At 67.5% G+C, this 22,108-nt stretch carries 21 protein-coding genes; 14 read left to right on the forward strand and 7 right to left on the reverse strand.

What is annotated here, in order from left to right; all coding sequences use genetic code 11:
* Positions 1 to 6: 6 nt before the first annotated feature.
* The 11 genes from O7597_RS00295 (at position 7) to O7597_RS00345 (ending at position 9,424) form a co-directional block, all read left to right on the forward strand.
* Positions 7 to 591, forward strand: coding sequence for a metal-dependent phosphohydrolase (locus tag O7597_RS00295; RefSeq protein WP_281581696.1), 585 nt, complete (start codon positions 7 to 9; stop codon positions 589 to 591).
* A complete protein-coding gene (locus O7597_RS00300) occupies positions 588 to 1,565 on the forward strand; it encodes an aminoglycoside phosphotransferase (protein WP_281581697.1) in 978 nt (325 codons plus the stop codon). The genes O7597_RS00295 and O7597_RS00300 overlap by 4 nt, the downstream gene beginning before the upstream one ends.
* Positions 1,562 to 2,665, forward strand: coding sequence for a radical SAM protein (locus O7597_RS00305; RefSeq protein WP_281581698.1), 1,104 nt, complete (start codon positions 1,562 to 1,564; stop codon positions 2,663 to 2,665). Before O7597_RS00300 ends, O7597_RS00305 begins: the two co-directional genes overlap by 4 nt.
* Complete coding sequence (gene tmk / locus O7597_RS00310) at positions 2,662 to 3,288, forward strand: dTMP kinase (protein ID WP_281581699.1); 627 nt, start codon at positions 2,662 to 2,664, stop codon at positions 3,286 to 3,288. The genes O7597_RS00305 and tmk overlap by 4 nt, the downstream gene beginning before the upstream one ends.
* Positions 3,282 to 4,073, forward strand: a complete 792-nt coding sequence (locus tag O7597_RS00315; RefSeq protein WP_281581700.1) for an endonuclease/exonuclease/phosphatase family protein — start codon at positions 3,282 to 3,284, stop codon at positions 4,071 to 4,073. Before tmk ends, O7597_RS00315 begins: the two co-directional genes overlap by 7 nt.
* Before the next feature lie 303 nt (positions 4,074 to 4,376).
* Complete coding sequence (locus O7597_RS00320; protein ID WP_281581701.1) at positions 4,377 to 5,753, forward strand: helix-turn-helix transcriptional regulator; 1,377 nt, start codon at positions 4,377 to 4,379, stop codon at positions 5,751 to 5,753.
* Positions 5,750 to 6,667, forward strand: a complete 918-nt coding sequence (locus tag O7597_RS00325) for a phosphotransferase (protein ID WP_281581702.1) — start codon at positions 5,750 to 5,752, stop codon at positions 6,665 to 6,667. Before O7597_RS00320 ends, O7597_RS00325 begins: the two co-directional genes overlap by 4 nt.
* A gap of 552 nt (positions 6,668 to 7,219) precedes the next feature.
* Positions 7,220 to 7,762 (forward strand): CYTH domain-containing protein, encoded by a 543-nt coding sequence (locus tag O7597_RS00330; protein ID WP_281581703.1) that lies wholly within the window; start codon positions 7,220 to 7,222, stop codon positions 7,760 to 7,762.
* A 128-nt stretch (positions 7,763 to 7,890) separates the two neighbouring features.
* Positions 7,891 to 8,418 (forward strand): DUF6244 family protein, encoded by a 528-nt coding sequence (locus tag O7597_RS00335; protein ID WP_281581704.1) that lies wholly within the window; start codon positions 7,891 to 7,893, stop codon positions 8,416 to 8,418.
* Positions 8,419 to 8,420: 2 nt separating this feature from the next.
* On the forward strand, positions 8,421 to 9,011 hold the full coding sequence (locus tag O7597_RS00340; protein WP_281581705.1) for a DddA-like double-stranded DNA deaminase toxin: 591 nt from the start codon (positions 8,421 to 8,423) through the stop codon (positions 9,009 to 9,011).
* Complete coding sequence (locus O7597_RS00345) at positions 9,008 to 9,424, forward strand: Imm1 family immunity protein (protein WP_281581706.1); 417 nt, start codon at positions 9,008 to 9,010, stop codon at positions 9,422 to 9,424. Before O7597_RS00340 ends, O7597_RS00345 begins: the two co-directional genes overlap by 4 nt.
* Positions 9,425 to 9,550: 126 nt before the next feature.
* On the opposite strand, the gene O7597_RS00350 is transcribed toward O7597_RS00345, so the two are convergent.
* From O7597_RS00350 to O7597_RS00360, 3 genes are all read right to left on the reverse strand, one after another.
* Positions 9,551 to 9,832 (reverse strand): NUDIX domain-containing protein, encoded by a 282-nt coding sequence (locus tag O7597_RS00350; protein WP_281581707.1) that lies wholly within the window; start codon positions 9,830 to 9,832, stop codon positions 9,551 to 9,553.
* A 273-nt stretch (positions 9,833 to 10,105) separates the two neighbouring features.
* Positions 10,106 to 10,555 (reverse strand): NUDIX domain-containing protein, encoded by a 450-nt coding sequence (locus O7597_RS00355; RefSeq protein WP_281581708.1) that lies wholly within the window; start codon positions 10,553 to 10,555, stop codon positions 10,106 to 10,108.
* A 209-nt stretch (positions 10,556 to 10,764) separates the two neighbouring features.
* Positions 10,765 to 11,274 (reverse strand): hypothetical protein, encoded by a 510-nt coding sequence (locus tag O7597_RS00360; protein ID WP_281581709.1) that lies wholly within the window; start codon positions 11,272 to 11,274, stop codon positions 10,765 to 10,767.
* Positions 11,275 to 11,862: 588 nt separating this feature from the next.
* Between O7597_RS00360 and fxlM the strand changes: the two genes are divergently transcribed.
* Both fxlM and O7597_RS00370 read left to right on the forward strand, forming a co-directional pair.
* Positions 11,863 to 13,104 carry a methyltransferase, FxLD system gene (gene fxlM, locus O7597_RS00365; protein WP_281581710.1) on the forward strand — a complete coding sequence of 414 codons (1,242 nt, stop codon included), beginning with the start codon at positions 11,863 to 11,865 and terminating at the stop codon, positions 13,102 to 13,104.
* Positions 13,101 to 13,736: an AAA family ATPase gene (locus tag O7597_RS00370; RefSeq protein ID WP_281581711.1), complete on the forward strand. Its 636-nt coding sequence runs from the start codon at positions 13,101 to 13,103 to the stop codon at positions 13,734 to 13,736. The genes fxlM and O7597_RS00370 overlap by 4 nt, the downstream gene beginning before the upstream one ends.
* A 1,023-nt stretch (positions 13,737 to 14,759) precedes the next feature.
* On the opposite strand, the gene O7597_RS00375 is transcribed toward O7597_RS00370, so the two are convergent.
* The 3 genes from O7597_RS00375 to O7597_RS00385 form a co-directional block, all read right to left on the reverse strand.
* Positions 14,760 to 15,314 (reverse strand): hypothetical protein, encoded by a 555-nt coding sequence (locus O7597_RS00375; RefSeq protein WP_281581712.1) that lies wholly within the window; start codon positions 15,312 to 15,314, stop codon positions 14,760 to 14,762.
* A gap of 379 nt (positions 15,315 to 15,693) precedes the next feature.
* Complete coding sequence (locus O7597_RS00380) at positions 15,694 to 18,660, reverse strand: serine/threonine-protein kinase (RefSeq protein ID WP_281581713.1); 2,967 nt, start codon at positions 18,658 to 18,660, stop codon at positions 15,694 to 15,696.
* Between the two features lie 145 nt (positions 18,661 to 18,805).
* Complete coding sequence (locus O7597_RS00385) at positions 18,806 to 20,068, reverse strand: IS256 family transposase (protein ID WP_281581678.1); 1,263 nt, start codon at positions 20,066 to 20,068, stop codon at positions 18,806 to 18,808.
* A gap of 506 nt (positions 20,069 to 20,574) precedes the next feature.
* On the opposite strand from O7597_RS00385, the gene O7597_RS00390 reads away from it, so the two are divergent.
* Positions 20,575 to 20,775, forward strand: coding sequence for a hypothetical protein (locus tag O7597_RS00390; RefSeq protein WP_281581714.1), 201 nt, complete (start codon positions 20,575 to 20,577; stop codon positions 20,773 to 20,775).
* Positions 20,776 to 20,875: 100 nt separating this feature from the next.
* Here the strand turns inward: O7597_RS00390 and O7597_RS00395 are convergent, their stop codons facing one another.
* Complete coding sequence (locus O7597_RS00395) at positions 20,876 to 21,754, reverse strand: O-acetyl-ADP-ribose deacetylase (RefSeq protein ID WP_281581715.1); 879 nt, start codon at positions 21,752 to 21,754, stop codon at positions 20,876 to 20,878.
* Positions 21,755 to 22,108: the final 354 nt, after the last annotated feature.

The raw sequence follows: 22,108 nt of genomic DNA on the forward strand, positions 1-22,108 counted from the left end.
CAGGGTATGACGGTCTTATCCCCTCCGCGTCCTGCCGTCATCGACCGCGCCCTGCGTGACGCCAGAACGTGGTGTGCAGGGCACACCATCGATGACCGGCCGGCCCTGGTCCACGCGGTCCGGGTCGCGGTGACCATCGGTGACCACGTGCCCACGCCGCCGCAGGAGGTGATCGCGGCGGCGTTGCTGCACGACGCACCGGATTTCGCCCCGGCCACACTGGACGTGTACCAGGTCCTCACCAACGGGTACGGGCCCGAGGTGGCGCGGATCATCGCCGCACTCCAGGCCGAACATTCCGCCCTCGACGAACCCGACCCGCCCATCTGTGTCGGTGACCAGCCGGTGCTGCTCGCCTCCACCGCCGACAAGATCGTCGCGCTGACCTCGCTGCTGCAGCGGGCACGGACCACCGGAGACGTGACCGGGTACTTCGCCCGCCGGCCGGTGCTGTGCGGGCTGCTGCCGCACTTCCGATCCTTCCAGCAGGCGGCGCATCCGAGGGTGCCGGCCAGCATGTCGGCGCATCTGCACGCCGTCCTCGCCCGGCTCGAACAGGCCACCGCCATCGCCGCATCGGGGCCACGGTGAACGCCGGCAGGCTCGACGAGCACCTCGTCGCGCAGCTGCGATGTGACCTGCTCACCGCCGCGCGGCGGGCACCGACCGGGCGACAGGCCATCCAGCAGTGGGAGCTGTCCGCTGTGGAGCGGCTGTTCTTCGGTGACGGCAGCAGCGTGGTCTGCAAGGTCGCCGTCGCGCCGTTCACCGGTGAGGCGAGCGTGCTGCGGGCGCTCAACGAGCGGGAAGCCGCCGTTCCGGTGCTGCACGGTTACGCGATGCGCCCGCAGACGCTGGGCATGTTGATGGACGATCTCGGCGCCCCGGTCCGGGCAGCGACCGCGGCGGAAGCCGCCGCCGCGGCCCGCTGGGTCCACACCGTTGCCGGCGTCACCGGGCTGCCGACGTTCGACCAGGCGGGGCTGGCGCGGCTGCCCGGACAGGCCCTCGACGCCCTTTACGCGCTGCGCCGGCAGGGACGCTTCCCCGACTCCCGTCCGATCGAGGTGTCGCTGCAGCGGCTGGCCGCCGTCGCACAGCGCCGGGCCGACGGCACCGAGCGGCCACCGTTCGGGCTGTGCCACGGCGAGTTCCACCGCAGCTCGCTGCACGTCAGCCGTGCCGGATGCCGCCTCGTCGACTGGGCGAAAGCGTTCACCGGGCCCGGGCTGCTCGACCTGGCGACCTGGTTCGGCACCCGCACGCCACCCGAACCCCGACTGCTCACCCGACTCATCCGCGCCTACGTCGCCGCGGGCGGGCACCCGGACGCGGAAGCCGACCGGGGCGGTCTTCCCGCCGGCCGGTGGGCGCTGGGCTGGCACCGGGTCTGGGCGGCCTGGTGGCTCCTGACCATCGCCGCCGCCGGCCACCACCGGCCCGACACCGACCGCCGTCATGCCCAAGTCGTGCTTCGGCAGCTCCACGCGGCCGCGCAGCTGCTCGCAGCAGCACCACCTGCCAGCGCCGCCCCTCTATCAGTGGAAGCGGGAAGATCATCGTGAAGCGTCTCATCGTCGACACCCACGCCTCGTCCTGCTACTTCCGCACCTCAGTGGGCGGGGACGGCCGCAAAGCGCTGGTGCAGATCACCGAGCGGTGCAACCTGCACTGCGCCCACTGCTTCGTCTCCTCCACCACCCAAGGCTGCGACCTGACGCCGGAGGACTTCACCACCCGGGTTCTGCCCCGGCTGCTCGACGCCCGGGTGCAACGCATCACGCTCACCGGTGGGGAGCCGTTCGTGCACCCCGACCTGATCGCCATGTGCCAGGCCGTGGCCGAGCGAGGGCTGCCCGTGGGCATCTGCACGAACGCGACGCAGACCACCGACCATCACATCGCCGCCCTGACCGCGCTGGGCAACGTCCACATCAACGTGTCCTTCGACGGATTCCGCCCCGAAAGCCACGGCAGGTTCCGCGGCGACCGGTCGTCGTTCGCCACCACACTCGCCACCACCCGCAAGTTCGCCCAGGCCGGCCTACTCAAGGGGCTCCTGTCGACGCCCAATGCGCTGACCGTGCCGGAGGAGTTCGCTGACCTGTGTGCCTTCGGCGTGCAGGTCGGTGCCGAGTACGTGTTGATGAACCCGCTGTCGTCCTTCGGACGAGGGGTGAAAAGCCGCGCACGGCTGGCCGCCACCGCGGCGACGATGAACGCCATCCGCGCGGTGACCGATCGCTTCGCCGACCAACTCGACCTCGTCCATATCCGCTTCCCCAACGACGAGTTGCCGCTGGGCGGCTGCGACGCCGGCAAACTGATCTGCGTCTTCGTCGACGGGCAGGTCGCGATCTGCCCGTACCTCGTCTTCGCCGCCCGCACACCGGCCTCCCCGCACCGCGACACCGAGTTCCTGGCCGGCAACATCCTCGACGCGGACATCACCGCCGACCTCGACGGCCACGACTTCCACACCCGTTACCAGCCCGGCGGGAATCCGACCTGCGGCTCCTGCGCGCTCGGCGGGCAGTGCGGCAAGGGCTGCCCCGCGGCGGTCGTCGCGGCCGGCGGGCGCATCGGCGACGTCGACGCCGACCAGTGCCCAGTCACCGCCCCGCACGGGCGGCGTCTACTACCGCTCGCCGTCGCCGAGGAGTGATCAGCCTGTTCATCGCCATCGAAGGCCCCAACGGGGTCGGCAAGAGCACCATCGCTCGCCTCCTGGCCGACCGCCTCGCCGACCTCGGCCCCGCCGGCGTACAACTCACCGCGGAACCCAGCCGCACGCCGCTGGGTCAACTCCTGCGCCGGCAGGAAGACTTCCTCCACGGCAAAGCACTCGCCCTCGCCCTCGCCGCCGACCGGGCCGCGCACATCGAGAACGAAATCATCCCCCGCCTCGACGACGGCTTCCACGTCGTCACCGACCGATACGTCGCCTCCTCGCTGGTCCTGCAACGCGTCGACGGCCTCGACCTTGCCGAGATCTGGTCCTACAACCGGTACGTCCTACCCGCCACCGTCATCTACCTCGAAGACGACCCCGACGTCATCCGCGCCCGACTCGACGCCCGACCGCACCTGACCCGCCTCGAACGCGCCGGCTCACCCGAACAAGAACTCGCCCACTACCGCGACGCGGCCCGACACCTACACCGGCAGCAATGGCGCCAACACACCGTCGCCTGCAACAGACTCACCCCCGACCACGTCGTGACCACTATCCTCAGCCTCCTACCCGCCGACCTGCCCCTGACCAGCGAGGCCCAGCAACCGTGCTGACCATCCTGACGATCAACGTGCAAGCCGCCGCGCCAGCCCGCGCGCAGCGCCTGCTCACCTGGCTCCTGGCCCGCGACGACGATGTGATCATCCTGACCGAGACCAGCAACGGCCCCGGCACCCGACACCTACTCACCGAACTCCGCGTTGCCGGCCTCACCGTCACCCACCAGAGCACACCCGACGGCGACCGCGGCTGCGCCATCGCCACCCGCGTCCCAACCCGACCCGCCCCACACCTCACCGCCGGAATCAGCCTGCCCGGCCGCGCCCCCGCCATCACCCTCGACACCAACCCCGCCGTCACCGTGCTCGGCCTGTATGTGCCCTCCAGCGACCGCGCACCCACCAAGGTCGCCAAGAAACGCGCCTTCCTCACCACCGTCCAAAACACCCTGGCCACGATGTCCGCCGCCCACCGGGCTCATCTCGTGGTCGGCGGGGACTACAACGTCATCAGCCGCGACCACCAACCCCGCTACCCCGGCTTCCTCACCTTCGAATACGAGTTCCTCGACACCCTCAGCGACCTCGGACTCGCCGACATCCACCAGAGCCTGCATCCCGGCGTACAAGCCCACAGCTGGATCGGCCGCGGCGGCAACGGATACCGCTTCGACTACCTCCATACGGGCCCTGGGCTACTGCCCCACCTGGCTGCCGCCGCATACCTGCACCAACCACGCTTGGACGGCCTCACCGATCACGCTGCCCACACCGTCAACATCGACGCCCGGGTTCGCGTCAGATGCAGGGCGGTAGCCGCAACGCAATCTCTTTTCTAAGCCCTCGCCATACCTCCCTGGCCGCGTTGCCGGTGAGACCTGGTATGGAGCCCGTAAGTGATCTTGCAGGCGGGAACGCCGACAAAATTCCGACATTGCGATCCAAGCGGGTCGCCCAGGCACGCCCTTCCCGATCCAACCAGCATTGACCTGGACTTTGTCTTGGGCGAACCGGACTGGCGAGACCGGCAGGTGCAGGCCCGTGGACAGCGGCGCGCCTCTACCGGGCCGTGTCAGTGTTCACGCGAGCCATCCGTCGGCGGCACAATCATCGCGGCAGGCTGCGGACCAGGGAGGTGGGAAGTGGTCAACCCAGTGGACCCTCGCGACATCCGCGAGGCGCGACGCAGACTCGGCCAGCAACTTGCCGCGCTTCGAAAGGCCGCTGGCCACACCCAGCACTCGCTGGCTCCCCTCACCCTCTACGGGCGCAGCACAGTCGCGAATGCCGAGACGGGACACCAACGGCCGGACCGCATCTTCTGGCAAACCTGCGACGAAATCCTCCGCACCGACGGGATCCTCGCCGCCGGCTACGACCGCATCGTGGCTCTGGAACGCGAGTACCGGAGAGCCAAAGGCGCCGGCGTCCAGACGGTGCCCGCCCCGACGGCGGACGCCCTCACAAGGCCAGCGCTGCCCGGCTGCGCTGTCGACACGCTGGCGCAGATGAGCGCGTCGCCCGTGCACCGACGCCATGCACTGTTGGCCGGTATCACGGCGATCGCCGCAGCATCCGGACTGCTAGGAAGGCCGACTGGAGGGTGCCGTATCGGAGCGGCAGACATTGCCCGCATCCACGCGATCATCACGCTGTACCGGTCTATGGACTACGAGTACGGAGGCGGCGCGGTCCACCAGCAGGTGGCGGCGCTCGCCGAGGTAATCTCCAGGATGCTCGACGGCACGCATAGCGACGGGCTCAGGCAGGCGGCGTTGACCGCCGCCTCGGAGGCACGCCAGTTGGCAGGCTGGACAGCGTTCGATGCCGGCCACCACTCTGATGCCCAACGGCACTTCCTGTCCGCTGAACGGGCGGCGGTCGCAGCGGGCGATGCCCGGCTGGCCGCCCGGGTGCGCTACTGCCAGGCCCGCCAGTTCCAGCATCTTCACCACAACCGCGACGCGGTGGAGACCCTCCGGCTGGCCCGCGCACACCTGGGCGGTGCAGCCACCCCGGCGATCACCGCCATGCTCGACAGTGCCGAAGCGGCATCGCTGGCGGCCCTCGGCGACCACGCTCAGGCACGAACCCGGCTGGCGTCAGCGACCGACGCCTACTCACGTGTCGAGCCGGATCGCGAGCCGGACTGGATGAGCTTCTTCAGCTACGCGGAGGTCCTCGCCCAGCACGGGCGGGTCTACCGCGACATGGCTCGCGACGACCCGCGCCACGGTGAGCAGGCCGTCCGATGGACCAGCGAAGCGATCACCGCGTTCGGGCCGCAGAACGTACGCAGCAGCGTGCTCAACCAGATCGGCCTGTGCAGCGCCATGTTCCTCGCCGGCGAACCCGACCGCGCCCTCACCATCGGCGCGACGGTCCTCGACCACACGGACCAACTCGCCTCCGCCCGGGTTATCGACCGCATCCATAACCTGCGCCGTGACCTCAACCACCACGCCGGCCGACCGGCCGTCCAGGAGTTCAGGGACAACCTGGCCAGCGTGACCGCATGACTGACCCCACCTTCGGACGGTTCACCGCCGAGGCCATGACCGCCGCCCTACACCACATCGCCGAACACCTGCGTGTCACCTCAAACGACGCCCGCCTGCTACACCTCGCCAACAACGCCGTCTTCGCTCTACCCACCGCAGGCATCGTCGTCCGCATCAGCCGCACCCGACGGCTCCTCGACCGCGCGACCAAGGTCGCAGCCCTCGGCGCCTGGTTCGCCGACACCAACGCGCCGACCATTCGTCTCGTCCCCGGCGTCAACCAGCCCCTCATCGTCGACGGGCTCGCCGCCACCGTGTGGACCTACCTACCCCCACAACCACCCCCACCGACCGTCGACGACCTCGGCCCCGTCCTGCGGCAGTTTCACCACTTGCCCCGTCCACCGATCGCCCTGCCGCCATGGGACCCGATCGGCGACGCCCGGCACCGCATTACCGACGCCGAAGGACTCACCCCCCACCACCGGGACTTCCTGCTGGCCTGGTGCGACAGACTCACCCCACGTATCGACGCTCTCCGCGACAACACGAGCCCAGGACTCATCCACGGCGACGCCCACCCCAGCAACCTCCTACGCGACCCCACCGGCAACACCGTGCTATGCGACTTCGACGCCGCCAGCCTCGGCCCCTGGCAAGTCGACCTCGTCGCCGTACCCGTCGGCGAAGCCCGCTTCCATCGCGCCGGACAACACCAACGCCTCGCCACCGCCTACGGCTACGACATCACCACCGACCCACACTGGCCACTGCTCCGCGAAGCACGCGAACTCAAAATGATCGTCGCAGCCGTACCACTCCTTAACAGCAGCCCCGGCATCGCCGATGAATTCGCCCTACGCCTCCGCGCAATCACTACCGGCGACGACCACACCCGATGGACCCCCTTTGCCGACCTGCCCCGCCACTGATCAACACCGACGCCCATCACCAGCACAAGAGACGTCCTAATACTTGAGCCGGATGCCGGTGCGGGGCCTGTCTCCGGGTCCCGAAGAGGCGATCGCCCGTCGACGTCTTCACGGTCGACGTAGTCCGGTTCAGGGGCTGCGGCAGACCACGAAGGGCGGACAAGCGGTCCACCTGTCGGGCGCGGGCCTGCATCCGGTCATGGTCGGCGAACAGCACGCCACCAGCGTCGAGTATCTGTTCGCAGCGGACCCAGAAGCCTCGGCCCATACAAAGTCAACAGTGCCAGACCGTTCTGGGTGTAGCCGGCGGCCCTGCGCAGCGCTTCCAGCTTCCACCCATTCGCGAGGCGGGCTTCACGGACCTCTTACGGGCTGGACATGGGCTGACTTCCTACAAGCGGGGATACGGGGTGTTGCCACAGTCGCCGAGCCCTATAGCGATCGGCAGCCACCTGCCGGGCCGGTGTGCTTCGGGCGTGCCGCGGTGCGCATGCCCATGCGGCGGGTTGCTGGCGACTAGGCTGCTGCGATGTGACTGCTATGCCGGAGTCAGTGCATGAGGTCGAGGTCAAGTATCGAGTGGGCGACGAGGCGGCGCTGGTGGCTGCTCTGGCAGCTCACGGGGTTGTGTTGTCCGACGTGGTGAGTCAGGACGATCAGGCGTACGCGCCGGCGGCGTGGCGGTACGGCATGAGCAAGATCGGGGTGCCGTTCGCGCGGCTGCGCACCCAGGACGGCCGGCACCTGTTCACCGTCAAGCGGCCGGTAGACAACGAGATGGCCTGTCTGGAGCACGAGACCGTGGTGGCCGACCGGGAGCAGATGCACGCCGCGCTGGTGACGATGGGCTTCACGCCGACGGTACGGATCGTCAAGAGGCGCCGCACCGGCCGATGGGATGAGGTGTCGCTGTGCCTGGACGCCGTCGAAGGGCTGGGCACATTCGTGGAGGCAGAGGCGTTCATCGGCGCCGACGAGTCTGGACGGGCCGTGCAGGAGCGTCTGGACGGCTTGGTTTGCTCGCTCGGGGTGCCGGTGATGCGCACAACGGATACGTACGACTCGTTGCTGCGGAGCGCGGCGGCAGATGGTTAGAACAGCGGCGTGGCGTGGCGTGGCGTCGCGTCCAAGGCACCTTATCCAAGGTGGTTGTGTCTCGTCGGTGTGCGTCTCTACGCTGCCACGGTCCGCTGTGGATGCGAGGCGTTGAGCGGGGTGGTGCGATGTCGCTGACCGACAGCATCGGTGTCGACGTGCAGTCGATGACGGCGGGTGTGGCTCGGGCGCAGCAGGAGGCAGCAGCGGCCGACCATGGTGTCGAGCAGGTCGCCGCTCGGGCGGTGGCCTCCGGTTTCGTCGGTATTACGGCGGGTCTGGCTCGGGTGCGGCAGTCGATCGGGCAGGCCCGGTCCCGGCTGGCAGAGGCCACGGATGTTCTGGGTGAAGCGTCCCGGGCGGTGGGCTCGGTGGGGCGGCAGCCCTCACCGCAGGAGACCATCGCCGCCCTCACACCGGTGGTCGCGGCGCTGACGACAGCCGAGGGCAGCGTGACGGCGGCGGCGTCCGCGGTCGACGATGCGCGACGGATGGCCACGACGGCGCTGCAGGGCGGGCAGCCGGGCCCGACGCTGGCGCGCCTGCAGCAGATACTGCAGATCCTGGCCACGGTCCGCGCCCGGGGGACTACGGCCCGGCAACACGTCGACGCGGCACTGGCACAGGCCAGACAAGTCGGTGACCTGGGAAACTAGCGATGGGCGGCGGAAGCGACACCAACCGACCGCCCGCCGCACCCGCAGCAGCCGACGATGCGGCACGACCCCAGCAAGATTCCGGTGGCGACGCGGGTGGACCGAGCGGAACACCGACGGCGGGTATCCCACGGCCGGTCGGCCCCGACTGGATACCAGCCGATCCGGCGACCCTGCCCGAACGCATACGCCCCGCCGCCGACCATTTCCAGACTCGCCCCGCCGGCACGACCCGGCCCACCCTCGGCCTGTTCAACGGCGAGGAAATCTACTCAGGAGGCGGCGACCGGTCCCTGGCCGCCGACCTGGACCACGATCCGCTACGCGGACCACCAGTCACCTTCTACGACCACGCAGAGTCCAAAGCCGCCGCGCGAATGCGCCACACCAACTCCCAAGAGGCCGACCTCGCGATCGACAACACCGTCTGCGGCAGCAACGACCGCGACCAGAGCTACCCCTGGACCTGCGACAAGATGCTTCCCGCCATCCTTCCAGCGGGTAGCCGCCTCCGCGTGTGGGTCACCCGCGACGGCGGAACCACATGGTGGCACCGTGTCTACACCGGCACCGGAGAAAGGATCACCCCGTGACACTGCTGCTACGCGACTACCACGGTCACGCCCACGACGCGACCAGCCCCGACGACGCCGGACACTGGTTCGACGAACAGACCCAGACGATCATGCCCCACGGAGGATGCGGACAAACCCTCACGATCGGTACCCACGACACGCCGGTCCTCCGCATCGACATCGACATCGACGCCGACCGCGCAGCAGTGCAGTGGCTACCCGACGGCAGCTACGCCACCGAACACGAACCCGACACACCAATCACCGTCTACGAATCACCCGACACTGGCCTGATAGACATCTCCCCCGAACTCGCCCGAGTCACTCCCGCAACAGCCCGAGCAGCCCTCATCGAGTACGCCGCCACACGCCAACGACCCACAAACATCGACTGGAGCCACCGAGACCAGTCCCCCAATGATCCGCTGTAGGTGAGACGAACCGGGACACGCCGCGTTTCGTGCGGTGCCCGCAACTGAGGTCAGACGCCCGCGCATCAGGATTCCGTCGGCGCAGTCCTGCCTTGATGTCCCGCACGGGGTAGCGGGCAAAACGCGTCATCGAGGATCTGCATCACCGTCGGATGCGGCTGCACGTCGTCGACCGCTGCCTGGAGCACGCCCGTTCACGTGATGCCCGCCGGGCGTCACCTGGATCGCGATGCCGGCGTGGAAGGCGAACATCAGGAAGTGGTATGAGCCATTCTCGCCGCGAATCTCGTATATCCCAGTCGGTGTCAGCTCGCCGGCCTCGAAGCCGGCTTCTTCTGCCGCCTCCCGGTGGACTGCGTCCTGCGCCGACTCTCCGAGCTGGATCCTGCCGCTGGCAGCAGCAGACATCTCGCGTACGGGCCGCGCTGCTGCCGGACGAAGACCATCTCGCCGGCGACGGTAAGAACCTTCAGCCACGCCTGGCCGCCGGCCGCATGCGGCGTGTGTGAACACCCATCTGATCGACAACGCTGGCGACGACCGCTGGGGCGTCCTTCTGCATCAGGTGATCCGCTCCGGCCGCGCCTGCGGGCGCTGGAGCACGGCGAGAGCCTCGGCGCATGCGCGACCGGGTTACCCGGAATTCCCTTGTCGGGTGTCGTCGTGCCTCCGGCGTTCGGATTACTGCCAGCCGTCCAGGGCGAGGGGTCGGCCGTCGCGGAAGGCTTGGACGCAGGCTGTGGTGTACGGGTAGGTGTTCATAGGCAGCAGCAATACCGGGAACCATTCGATCTTGGCGCATTTGTGCGGTTCCGCGTTGGTTGGTTCGCCCTGCTGGCGAGGGTTGTGGGTGGCGGTGAAGACGAGGCCGACGCGGGCGTGTCCGGAGGGGTTGCGGTGGTGCACCGTGGTGACAAGCCGTAGTTCGTCCGGGGAGAGCCGCACGTCGACTTCTTCGCGGGCCTCGCGGATGACGGCGCTGATCGCGTCCTCGTCGGGTTCGAGTTTGCCGCTGGGCAGGTTCCATTGTCCGTCGGCGTAGCCGGTGCCGTCGCGGAGCGCGAGGAGGACGTGGTCGGCGCGGGTGAGCAGGAGTAGTACGTCAACTGGGTGGGTCGGTGGTGCGGTCACGCTGGCGGAGGATAGCTGGCTGACCAGCGAGAAGCGGGTCGACCCGCCGGGCGATCCAGTCGATGCGCGTTCGTGGGTGCCAAAGACCACCTGGCCCCTCCAGCGGAGGCCGTAGAACGCGAACACATCACCATCTGGCCCCGCACCGTCCTGCTCTCCGACGGAACCCGCGCCCTCACCATCACCGGCCGATGGCTGCCCTGCGGCGCTTACTCCTCAACTTCAGAAACTCTTTGACTAGATTGTGAGGTCTGATTTTTAGCTCTGGACTCATACTTCGCCTCGACGAACTTATCCACCGAGGTTGTGCCGAAGTAGAAGGCCAGCACCACCCCTACCAGACTGATGAAGTTGGGCAATAGCCCCGCCGCCAGAGGTGGGAGATCTTTCCCAGGGTAACCCGAATAAAAGGCGGCCCAACCTATGATAACGAGAAAGACAGCCACAAACGATACGGCTATGGAGTCACGTACCGCGTCGGTTGCAGAAACGCCGCGCATCGACCGCAGAATGAAGATGAACCCGACAAGAGTTACGAGACCAATGGCAGCAGAGCCTGACATCAACCCAGTGTAGTGCGGAGTTTCCCAAAAAACCGTATCGACAATAGGGCCAATAATCGCAACCGCGACGTCGAACGCGAGCACACCCGCTACAAGCTTCTTTCTCCACCGCCGGGAAGTCATGGCCTCCAGTCCGACATCTGAAGTTGCCCCCACACAGATCACCTCCCCTACAGCGCGCCGAATAGGCTGTTCGAGCCTCGATCCCCCCAAGTGACGCGACGCTGAACCCGCTCTACTTTCGTACCTCACGAAGCTTGCCGCTACCGCCCCTTTTGATGCCGCCGCTTTCCGCCGCCGCCTTCGGCGTATACTCGCTGCCCTACCGACCGTCACCTAGCCGTAGCCCTGCCTCCTGACCGTGTTCGGCGGATCTGACGGCGAGATGGGCATCCGACGCTGCCCGTATGACAGTCGCTAGTGCCGTGCCCAGGAACGGTCACCGGGCCACTCCGGTCCAGACGACGAACCGGCAAGGCGGAGTCGGCTCGACGATCTCCCCCTCGACGCCGGTCAGGTCGGGCGGGCACCGCCGCACTCGATCCGTCCCCGTCTACCGACAAACCCACTGTGCGCCGCGCCCGACCAGCGCACATCCCGAACGCGCTTCTACACCGGTAGGGCGACAGGTGGGATGCCGGGGATTTCCCCATGAAGCAGCCCCAGGAACGTTTTGTCACATGCGCCCGATATCGTCGCCGCGCATCCGCATCCCCACCGACGCCCGTTCACGGAGGTCAACCCATGGCTGGTTCCGCGCTCGACACCGTCTCCGCTGATGAGGCCCGCGCCCGGCTCGTCGACCAACTCCTCGCCGGCCGGTGGATCACTTCGCCAGCGGTGGAGGCGGCGTTTCGCCGGGTACCGCGACATCTGTTCGCGACCGACGGCGTCAGCATCGACGCCGCGTACGCCGACGACGTCGTCATCACCAGACGCGGCCCGGACGGACGCGCGACGAGTTCGATCTCCGCGCCATGGCTGCAGGCCTACATGCTGGAGCAAGCCAGGCTGCGGCCTGGTGCCCGGGTCCTCGAAGTGGGTTCCGGCGGCTACAACTCCGCGCTGATCGCCGACGTCGTCGGCACCGACGGCACAGTCGCCACCGTCGACATCGACGCCGACGTCACCGACCGCGCCCGTACCAGCCTGGACCGTGCCGGCTACCGGCAGGTCGCGGTGGTACACGGCGACGGCGAGTACGCACACCCGCCCGCCGCCCCGTATGACGCCATCATCGTCACCGTGGAGACACCGGACCTTCCACCGGCCTGGCTCGACCAACTCACCCCCGCCGGTGTTCTCATCGTGCCACTGCGGATACGCGGCATGACCCAGTGCCTCACCCTGCGACGCCACGAAGACCATCTCCTCGCCACCGCCGCACTGCAATGCGGGTTCGTACCGATGCAGGGCGACGGACGCCAACCCACCCGCCGCCTGCTCCTGCACGGCGACGACATCGCAGTGACCCTGGACGACACCACCACCGACGTGAACCCAGACGCACTCGCCTCCGCCCTGCACTCACCGCGACTGGAAGCATGGTCGCCGGTCACCATCACCATGCACGAAGGCTCTTCTTTCGAGTCGCTGCACCTGTGGCTGGCCAGCCAGCCCCGACCCTTCGGCACTCTCGCCGTAGACCGCGAACGCACCGCCGGCCTGGTCGACCCCCAAGACCGGTTCGTCTGCCCGACCCTGCTCACCACCGACAGCTTCGCTCACCTCGCGATGCGCAAACTCGACGACACCACCTGGCAGTTCGGCACCCACGGCTTCGGACCCGATGCCGACACCCTCACCACCGACATGCTCAACCTCATCACGATCTGGGAACACCACCACCGACACGGACCCGATCCGACAATCACCGTGCACCCCACCGGCAGACACCCGCCCACACCCGACGAAACCCAGCTACTCGTAACCCGCCGCCACACCACGATCACCGTCACCTGGCCCAACTCCGGGGAGCCACGATGACCTCCGACCCGTCGCGCATTGAACGCAATTCCCCGGGCTCGCCTACGCTGGTGATCATTCGGGGAAACTCCGGCAGCGGGAAGACCACGACCGCGCGCGAGGTACGCCGCCGCTTCGGACGCGGTGCGGCCCTGCTCGAACAGGACTACCTGCGCAGAACCCTGTTACGGGAGCACGACAGCGCCCACATCCAGCCAGTCGCCCCATCGTTCATCACCACGACCGCCCGCACCGCCCTCGACCTGGGCTACCACGTCATCGTCGAAGGCATCCTGCACACCGAACGCTACGCCACCGTCCTACACCAGCTCATCGACAGCCATCCCGGACCAGTCGCTGTGTTCTACCTGAACGTGTCCTTCGGCGAAACCGTCCGCCGACACCTCAACCGGGCCGAGCCCACTGCCGTAACTCCCGATGAGATGCGCCGCTGGTACGCCCATCGCGACCTACTCGGCGTCGCCGGCGAAACCGTCATCGGCGAAACCAGCAACTTCGAGCAAACAGTCACCACCATCCTGCACGCCAGCGGCCTCACCTCCGTGACACCGCAAACGCCCTGCCCACAGCGTTGCCGGCACTGCGCCCGCGAATCCGGCCAGGCCGCTGCCGTCACCGCAGCCGCCTCGTGACACATCCTGCGGACTCACGCCGCACCGCAACCCGCTCAGACCCGCCCTCATGAGGACAAGGGCCAGCACTTGAGACCTCCTCAACGAGCTACGACCACTTCCCCCGAGGCACCGGCCCAGCGAGCAAGTGAACAAATCCATTCACTCGGGTGACCGGGCAACCTTCTCGCGTTCCCGCCGTTATCGGCACTGCCGGAGGCAGTCAAAACAGCCTCGTCGTCCATGAAGCCGGCACGGTCGACGGCCGATGGCCGGTCATGCCCCTGCGACCACGACCCGACCCACTACTGCGGGCCGCACCCAGCATGCCGTCCGGCGCAGCGCCCGCTCGTCGTCGACGCGCACGGCAGCCCATCCCAGGGCTGGCAAAAGCAACCGTCGTTGGCTACCAACTGATCAATCCGCGCGGCGGGTAGATCGTCGAGCAGTTCTTCGACGTCGGGCACTCGCGGCTCTGCCGTGGCAACACCGTCTCGCACGGCCGTTCGCCAGCCGCCCCGGCTCGGTCGGCAACGTCGATCGCCTGGCGGAGGACCGTCTCGTCGGCCCTTCGTGGGCTACGGTCCGATCCGAGTTCACGCAGCGCCGCGGGGCCACCCCGATCCGGTATGTCTACGCCGACCAAGGCTTCTCCGGACGGCTGGCCGACTTTACCCGCGACACCCTGGAGATCGTCCGCGAACCCGCCGACCACGCGGCTTCGCCGCCGCTGGGTCGTGAACGCACCCTGGCCTGGCTCACCGCCTCCGGAAGGTTCTCGGTTTGCTTGGTCGCTAACCGATCTACCGGAGACCTCAACCTCTATCGATCACCGCCACGCCGGGCCTACCTCACCGCCCGGAAGCCCTTACGAAACACGGGCTAGCCAGCGACTACGAACGTCAGCCCGCCGTGTCCGCAGCCCTCATCCGCTGGGCCGCCGTCGCCGGCACGACCCACCGCATCACCTGCAGCCAATCGGCACACCGACAAGCCCGCCACGCCTTCAACCGACCTGATCAAACCCGGTCTCATCAGGACCTCTTAGAAACGCGCCTTGCATGGGTCAGAGATGTCGCGGCGGATTGCCAGAACCTCACCCAACCCTCCCTCCACCATGATCGGCCACATACGTCCGTCGTCGGTCAACGCGTACACCCCGACCTGTACACACACCTTCGCAGCTAGCTCACGGTGCTCACGGCGGGCTTCCAGGTCGGTCGAAGCCACCAACATCTGCTGACCGTCGACCACACGCCACCTCACAGCAGTGATGTGCGGAAACCAGGTCGTACCTTGCCCGCCCCATCGCAAGTCGTCGAGGACATCATCAGGCAGGCCCGGCGGATCATCGGGCTCGTCATCGAGTGGTGCAGACGGTTCGGCAGGACTCGCAACGGACTCGGGCGGCGTCCCTGCGGGCACCTGCGGAGACGCCTCAGGGCGTTCAAGCCGGTACACGTTGACCGCCAGGATGAGCAGCAGCACCCCGATAGCAAGCACGATGGTGGTCGCGATTCCGTAGTGCTGACGACGCAGCCCGAGGTGGTGTTCGAGCATCGCGGCGACGCGCGCTGGCCATGCTTTGGCAACTGACACGTGATGATCTTCCCATCCAGGGATTGCGAGTCAGACTCAGGCGACAGAGAGAACCTGACCAGCATGGCGATAAGGCAACCCGTAACATGCAACGACTTCACGGGGTTACGCGACAACCCAAAGCTGTGTCTGGATCGGAGGCAGCAGCCGGACCGCCGTGCGCCGACTGGGACGGTTGACTCAAAGGCGGGGACGACGATCTGGGCCGGATGACCGTGTCCCGGAACGACTGGCGGACGACGTCCGATACTTCCGCGAATGCGGCACGGGGTGCTGGGCTCATCGGCTCGTCCCGGCCGTCCGATGGGACCATGGTCCTGACGTATGCGGAGGCAGGCGCGACGTGGTGGCTGGAACACATGCACAGCCGCCGCGGGGCCTACGAAGAGGTGCTCGCCCGCGTGGAGGCCGGCCCGCCGCCATGAACTACTCGGCCCACAACCTCGCCGGATGGCCCAAGCCGGGTTGGGCGAGAGACGTAGTCGGAGGCATGCTGACTTGCCCGGATGGTTGCTTGCCGGATTCGGTGGTCCACGGCTTCCTGCTGCGCGAGATCGCGGAAGACCGGGATGGAGTGTGGGTGTGCGCGCAGTGCATGCGCCGCGATGGCCGCGGCGGGGCCGGACCGTTCCGATAGCCAGGCGCGGATGGCTTCGTGGACTTCCCAGTGGACCCGGTCCCAGTCGTTGTTGAGGTAAAAGATGGCGTCGACCGTGTCCTCGAGCAGGTCCCATGCCTCGATTGATTCGGCGTCACGAGCGATTTGCAGCAGCCATAGGGTGAGGTTGTGGACGTCGCCGGCGTCGATCGTCATCTCGTACCCGCCTGTAGGTAGCTCCTGGATGCCTTGGACTACGGCGCGGGCGGTCGTGGGGTCGGCGGACACCGCCTGTTCGACCTGGGTGTTGTTGAGGTGGACCAGCACTTCCGTGTACAGCAAGTAGTCGCTGCTCGTGTCCGCGGCGAGACGGAAGAGGGCGGGCGGTGTTAGATCGCCTCCTTCGAGGGCCGCTGCGATGAGCGCCCGGCCACGGTTGACGGGGGGAATCGGCGGAGGGTCGAGTTCGGCCGCGATCAGCGCGAGGAGCTCGTCTACGGTCGCTGGGCGCTGGCGTGGGTCGTAATGGGTCGCGGCGCGTACGACCGCCCGCCAGGGGCCTGGCGGGGGGAGATGCGGTATGTTCGCACGGGGATCGGTCTGCAGGAGTGCCCAGCCGATGATCTGGCCGATGCTGTAGATGTCGGTCTGCGGGCCGACCGCGTGGGCGTCGGTGTACAACTCGGGCGCGGCATAGCCGAGGCTGCCGTAGAGCTGGCCGACCTGCGTGCGTCCCGGCGCGGTGGTATGCCCGTGAGGACGGCGGCCCAAGCCCCAGTCCGCGACGACCCAGCGGCCGTCAAGCCACAGGATGTTGGCCGGTTTCAGGTCGCGGTGTATCCACCCGGCCTGGTGTGGCTCCCGCATGCCTTCACAGATCGCCGTGATCAGCTCCCGCAGCGGTCCGTCAACGCACAGGGCGGCCGCCATTTCCTCGGCCGAGCGACCCGCCAACGGCATAACGAGCCAGTCGAAGGTAGCGCTGAAATCCAGCACCGGCATCAGGTGACGGTTGGAGCCGAACATCCCGGCTGCGTCGACCTCACGGCGCATCCGCGCCCGCTGATCCTCTCCCGTCATCCGCAACCGCTTAAACGCGACGGGCGTTCCGGTGGGCTTGTGTCTGGCCGGGAACACCTGTGCCTGCCCACCGATCTTGAGCGGTCGAGGCTCCAAGGCATAGTCCTTGCGCTCACCATGCGCCACAAGCCGCACGGGCATGTACGGATCGGCGGCGCCCGCCGCGACAACCGAGAGGGGCGCCGCAGTATCGACCGGCGTCCCGCTCGCCGCATCAGCCGCAGGCGGCTCAGCTTCGACCTGTGTCGCTGGCCCGCTGGTGCGGGCCGCGGTACGGATTCCGGAGCCCATACTGATCTCGACGATGACCGGGTGTGGGACTTGGCTGTTGCCCCGCACATCGCCGAGCAGGAGCAGCCGCCCCTGCGCGGTGACGCCAAGCCCTTGGACCCGGTTGAGCTGCATTTGTGTGACAAGGCTGTTCGTTCCGGCGGCGGGATCAACACGATGCAGGAAAACATGCACGCCGGTACGACTGGAACCTGCGGCGATCACCTCGCCGCCTCGGGTCACAAGGTATTGGGGACTCGGCGGCGACTCGATCCAGTCTTCGGGCCGCACCATAGTGCTGCGGCCCAGGTCCACGACTGCGCTGTGACCCTCCGCGCCGAGGAAGAAGCGCAGGTCACCCAGCCATGCCGCGCTAAGCACGTCCGCGATGAACGAGATCGAGTAGCGTTGCTGATCACCGACGGTGCCACCCAGCCGGACCAGGCCCAGCGTCGCGCCGCCCAGTTCGGCGCCGTTGCCACACAAGGCCCAAGCCTGGCCACCAGGACCCCACAGCAGCATCCGGGTATCGCCCAGGTCCCCGGCGATCGGAGTTAGAACATCGTCCTTCCACCTTACGACGGCCGAGCCCCGCCGGACCAGGATCCCGCCGTCGGCCGAAGCCAGAGCGCTTCCCGAGCAACCCGCCAGCGGCAGGAGCCGGTGAGCGGTGCCGCGCAGGGTGTCGACTTCCACGACACCTTCGCCGGTCGTGATCAGCATCCGGGGGCCATCAACGGTGAAACCCGTGATCTCACCCCATCCCGCGCCTCCGCTGAGCAGATGCTGCAGCGAGACTTCGCCTGCGGCGGCGATCTCGAGTTCCCACGGCATCGGCGACCGGGTGAACGACACGAACGACGGCGGATCGTGGCGCGGTGCCGTCAGCAGCAGGTCGGTCAGGGAGGTAAAGGCAGTGCCGCCGAAGTCCGCCCGGTCACCGACCTCCTGCATCGCCTTCTCGATCGTCAGCACGCCGCACAGCGCGGCCTCGACATGCGTACGATCCAGCAAGACCACTGACGGGACCTGGGGGTCCATTGCCTCACCGGCGTCGGCGTCGAACCCCGACATCGAGATCAGCGCGACCTGCACATTGCTACGCTGCCGCGCGGCTTGCTGCCACATGGCGACGTTCTGCGCCGTCAGCGGCGAGTCGGGCCAAGTTAGACCCAGCAACAGCTTCGTGTCACCACGACGCAGACCCAGCGTCGGACTCGTGCCGACAAGCGGCGCCGCTGGCCGCAGCTGAACGCCAGACGCGGTCAGGAGATCGTGGAGGATGTCCAGCAGCAGCCCGCCGCGCTCCCGCTCGTCATGACCGCCGCCCAGAAGCTGCCCGTACCGGGCGATGAGCGTAGGCACACCATCCAGATCGTCCAGGTCGGCGCCGCTCACTGAACCCCCTGACCGTATATCAGACATGACGCTGTGATTGTCTCCCGTCCGGTCCCCACTGAAGAAGCTGCCACCTCTTCCCTCTGGCGATTTAACTGGGAGTGTGTCGATTTCCGTGTTTGGGCCTGTGGTGTGATCGAGGTTGTTAGATGTCAATCCGGTCGCCGTAGGCGAGGAGCAGGGCGTTGAGGGCTTTGGCCCAACCGTAGACCCGGCCGGTGATGCTCCCGCCGCCCTTACGTTTGTGCTGGACGACGAGGTAGAGGACCTTCATCGCGGCCTGCTCGGTCGGGAAGTGCCCGCGTCGGCGGGCGGCTTGGCGGAACCGGGCGTTGAGGCTCTCGATGATGTTGGTGGTGTAGAGGACCTTGCGGACCTCGTGGTCGTAGTCGAGGAACGGTACGAACTGCGGCCACGACTGGCGCCAGAGCCGGATCACGGCGGGGTACTGGTCACCGAACTCGGCGGCGAACGCCTCGAACCGGGCCTCGGCGGCCGCGACGGTCGGAGCCGTGTAGATCTCCCGCAACGCCGGGGTGATCTTCTGCCAGTCCTTGCGATTCGTGTACCGCAGAGACGCCCGCACGAGGTGGACTACGCACTGCTGGTGCACCGCGAGAGGCCAGACCTGCTCGATCGCGTCGGTCATACCCTTGAGGCCGTCGGAGCAGACCATGAACACGTCCTCGACGCCCCGGTTGCGTAGTTCGGTGAGGTAGCCGGCCCACTGTTTGGCGCCTTCCCCGCCGGTCCCGGCCCACATACCGAGCACGTCACGTTCCCCGTCGAGGCTGATCCCGACCACGACGTAGACGGGCCGGTTCGCGACCTGCCCCTGGCGGATCTTCATCACCAGAGCGTCGATGAACACCACCGGATAGATCCGGTCCAGGGGCCGTTGCCGCCAGGCTTCCATCTCCTCCAGGACGTTGTCGGTGACCCGGCTGATCAACTCCCGGGACACGTCGGCGTCATACACATCCGCCAGATGCGCGGAGATCTCCCCGGTCGTCAGGCCTTTGGCATACAGCGACAGGATCGCCTCGTTGAACCCGTCCAACCTGCGGACGTGCTTGGGCACGATCCGCGGCGTGAACGACCCGGCCCGATCCCGAGGCACCTGGATCCGCACCGGCCCGACCTCGGTCTGCACCGTCTTCGCCCCGTGCCCGTTACGAACGTTGGCCCGCCGGCCCGACTCCTCGTCGACACCTGCTTCGTCAAGATGCGCGTCCAGTTCGGCGTCGAGCGCTGACTCCAGGACCGTGCGAGTGATCCCTGCGAGGAGCCCTCCCGGCCCGACCAACGACACTCCGTCGGCCTTGGCCCGCTGCACCAGCTGCTGCGCGAACTCCACCTCAGCCGCCGTCGGCTGCGGAAGCTGAACAGCATTCTTCTTGTCTGCCATGACGTGGTCCTTCCCGGACAGGATCAACGTCCTGTCCAACGGACCACACCCAGGTCAAACACGGAAATCTACGCAGTCCCCTTCCCCCTGGTACACCGCATCTTGGTCCCACCGCGGCTCACTGGCGGTTGCCACCCGCGCGAAGGCCGATGTCGACCGTCCTGGTTATCATGAGCGTCCTGGCGCCGCGACCCGCACGGGTGCGGTCCCGTCCAACGTCCCAGGCGGGAGTGAATGGGGTTCTGGCACACGGGGTACATGGAGTTCCACGAGCTTCCTCACATCGTGCCAGAGCTCGGACCGCCACCGCCGCCCACATTCCCGTGCCCCAAGTGCGGCGTCGCATTCATGTCCGACGAGGACCTGCGCATCCACCAATTCGGCGGGCATCACACGATGCAGCCGATGCTCGTCTTCGGGGACGTGAATGCGGCCGAAGCCGACTCGCGATCTCCATAGAGACATCTGCGTCCGATTGGGTGTTCCGGAACGCCAAGGCAATCAGCGTGAACGGCCGTGAGTTCTCCGCCGACACCGCGGCGACCTATCTGAGTGAGCAACGCAGCGGTGTGCACGACGTCACGCTGGTCAACGGCGAGGCGCGGCAGGAGTGGCGGGCTATGGATGACGAGATTCAGCTGATCAGCGACGGCGATGGCCTGGGGGTCATCGGGACCCGACTGCTGCCGAGCGCTTCCGCCCAGTAGAGGGATGTGACCGAGGAACTACTACGGTGTGGTGGGCGGGAGAAGGCGCGCCATTCCGATGATCAGGTCGTACAGGCTGGAGAGTTCCTGTGAGACTGAGTCAGTCAGCCGGGAATCCGCCGGATTCACGTAGCGCGGCGTAGCGGTCGAGCAAGATCGGCACTCCCGTGTGCAGCCACCACGGAACCTGGACGGCGCCGGCAGACATGCCGTGGCCTGGATCGAACTCGGGGACGTATACCGCTTCGGTGCTGTCGTGCCATCGTGCGAGTTCGCGGCTGCCGAGATGTTCGCCAACAACCTGCTCGATGGTGTCCATGATGAGCGTCCGTAAGGTGAACCAGTCGTCTGGCAGCGGGGTGTCGGCGAGCCGCGCGCGGAGTTCTCGCCACAGGTAGGGATCGCCGCGCAGCCCGTACTGGATCGGCTCGCGTTCGAACAAGAAGCCGACCATGTCTGTGCCGACCGGCGGCGGACACCGAACCCAAAGCGCCGCGCGAGTTTGCTTGTACATGGCTTCCTCGAATGCGACGAGCCGCACCTCGTCGACGCACGTCTCGGCAGCCGCGATGGTCTCGATCGCCGCCGAGATGGCGTCGGCGCGCGGCCAGCCGAAGACGCCCGTGCTGATCAGTGGGAACGCGACGCTGCGCGCGCCCAGTTCGTCGGCGACCTCCAGGGCACGCCGGTAACACGACACCAGCAGCGAGCGGTCGCGCTGTCCGGCGTTGTAGTTCGGGCCGACCGTGTGGATGACCCACCGGGCGGGCAGGTCGCCTGCTGTTGTCCATCCGGCGTCGCCGGTGGCGAGGCCGTTAGGAAACCGGGCAATGCAGTCACGCAGGATCGCCGGGCCTCCGCTGTGATGGATCGCGCCATCCACACCGCCGCCTCCGCGCATAGCCTTGTTCGCCGCGTTGACGGTGGCGTCAACGTCCTGCGTCGTGATGTCGCCGAGAACGGCGGTGATGACTGGCACGGCATCAGTCTGCCCGGAGGCACCGACAGAGCAGCGACCACCCGGCACAAGGCTTCCCACTCCTGCCGCTCGTGGTGCAGCCGGACCGCTGACTACGTTTCGCACCGTCAGAGCGTGGAGGTGCTGCTGAGCGGTGGGCCCAATGCAGGCCAGGTGGTGCCCGGCGTGGGGAGACCGCCGTGTGGCAGGCCTGCCTGCACGAGATCAAACCCGCGTACGGCCACCGGCGCGGACGTGACCCACGCGTCTACCGACATCGCCCTGACTGTTGCCACCTACCCCCGAGGCGGCCAATACCGCCGCCCCGGCAACCCGCCGAGACGAAGCGGCAGCCAAGATCATGGGTCCCATCGA

It is taken from the genome of Verrucosispora sp. WMMC514, from assembly GCF_027497295.1.
Classification (GTDB): domain Bacteria; phylum Actinomycetota; class Actinomycetes; order Mycobacteriales; family Micromonosporaceae; genus Micromonospora; species Micromonospora palythoicola.

Bases quoted from the DNA above. Each gene is read 5' to 3' on its own strand.
- O7597_RS00295 (WP_281581696.1), top strand. From the start codon at position 7: ATGACGGTCTTATCCCCTCCGCGTCCTGCCGTCATCGACCGCGCCCTG.
- O7597_RS00325 (WP_281581702.1), top strand. From the start codon at position 5,750: ATGACTGACCCCACCTTCGGACGGTTCACCGCCGAGGCCATGACCGCC.
- O7597_RS00335 (WP_281581704.1), top strand. From the start codon at position 7,891: ATGTCGCTGACCGACAGCATCGGTGTCGACGTGCAGTCGATGACGGCG.
- O7597_RS00340 (WP_281581705.1), top strand. From the start codon at position 8,421: ATGGGCGGCGGAAGCGACACCAACCGACCGCCCGCCGCACCCGCAGCA.
- O7597_RS00350 (WP_281581707.1), bottom strand. From the start codon at position 9,832: ATGTCTGCTGCTGCCAGCGGCAGGATCCAGCTCGGAGAGTCGGCGCAG.
- fxlM (WP_281581710.1), top strand. From the start codon at position 11,863: ATGGCTGGTTCCGCGCTCGACACCGTCTCCGCTGATGAGGCCCGCGCC.
- O7597_RS00370 (WP_281581711.1), top strand. From the start codon at position 13,101: ATGACCTCCGACCCGTCGCGCATTGAACGCAATTCCCCGGGCTCGCCT.
- O7597_RS00385 (WP_281581678.1), bottom strand. From the start codon at position 20,068: ATGGCAGACAAGAAGAATGCTGTTCAGCTTCCGCAGCCGACGGCGGCT.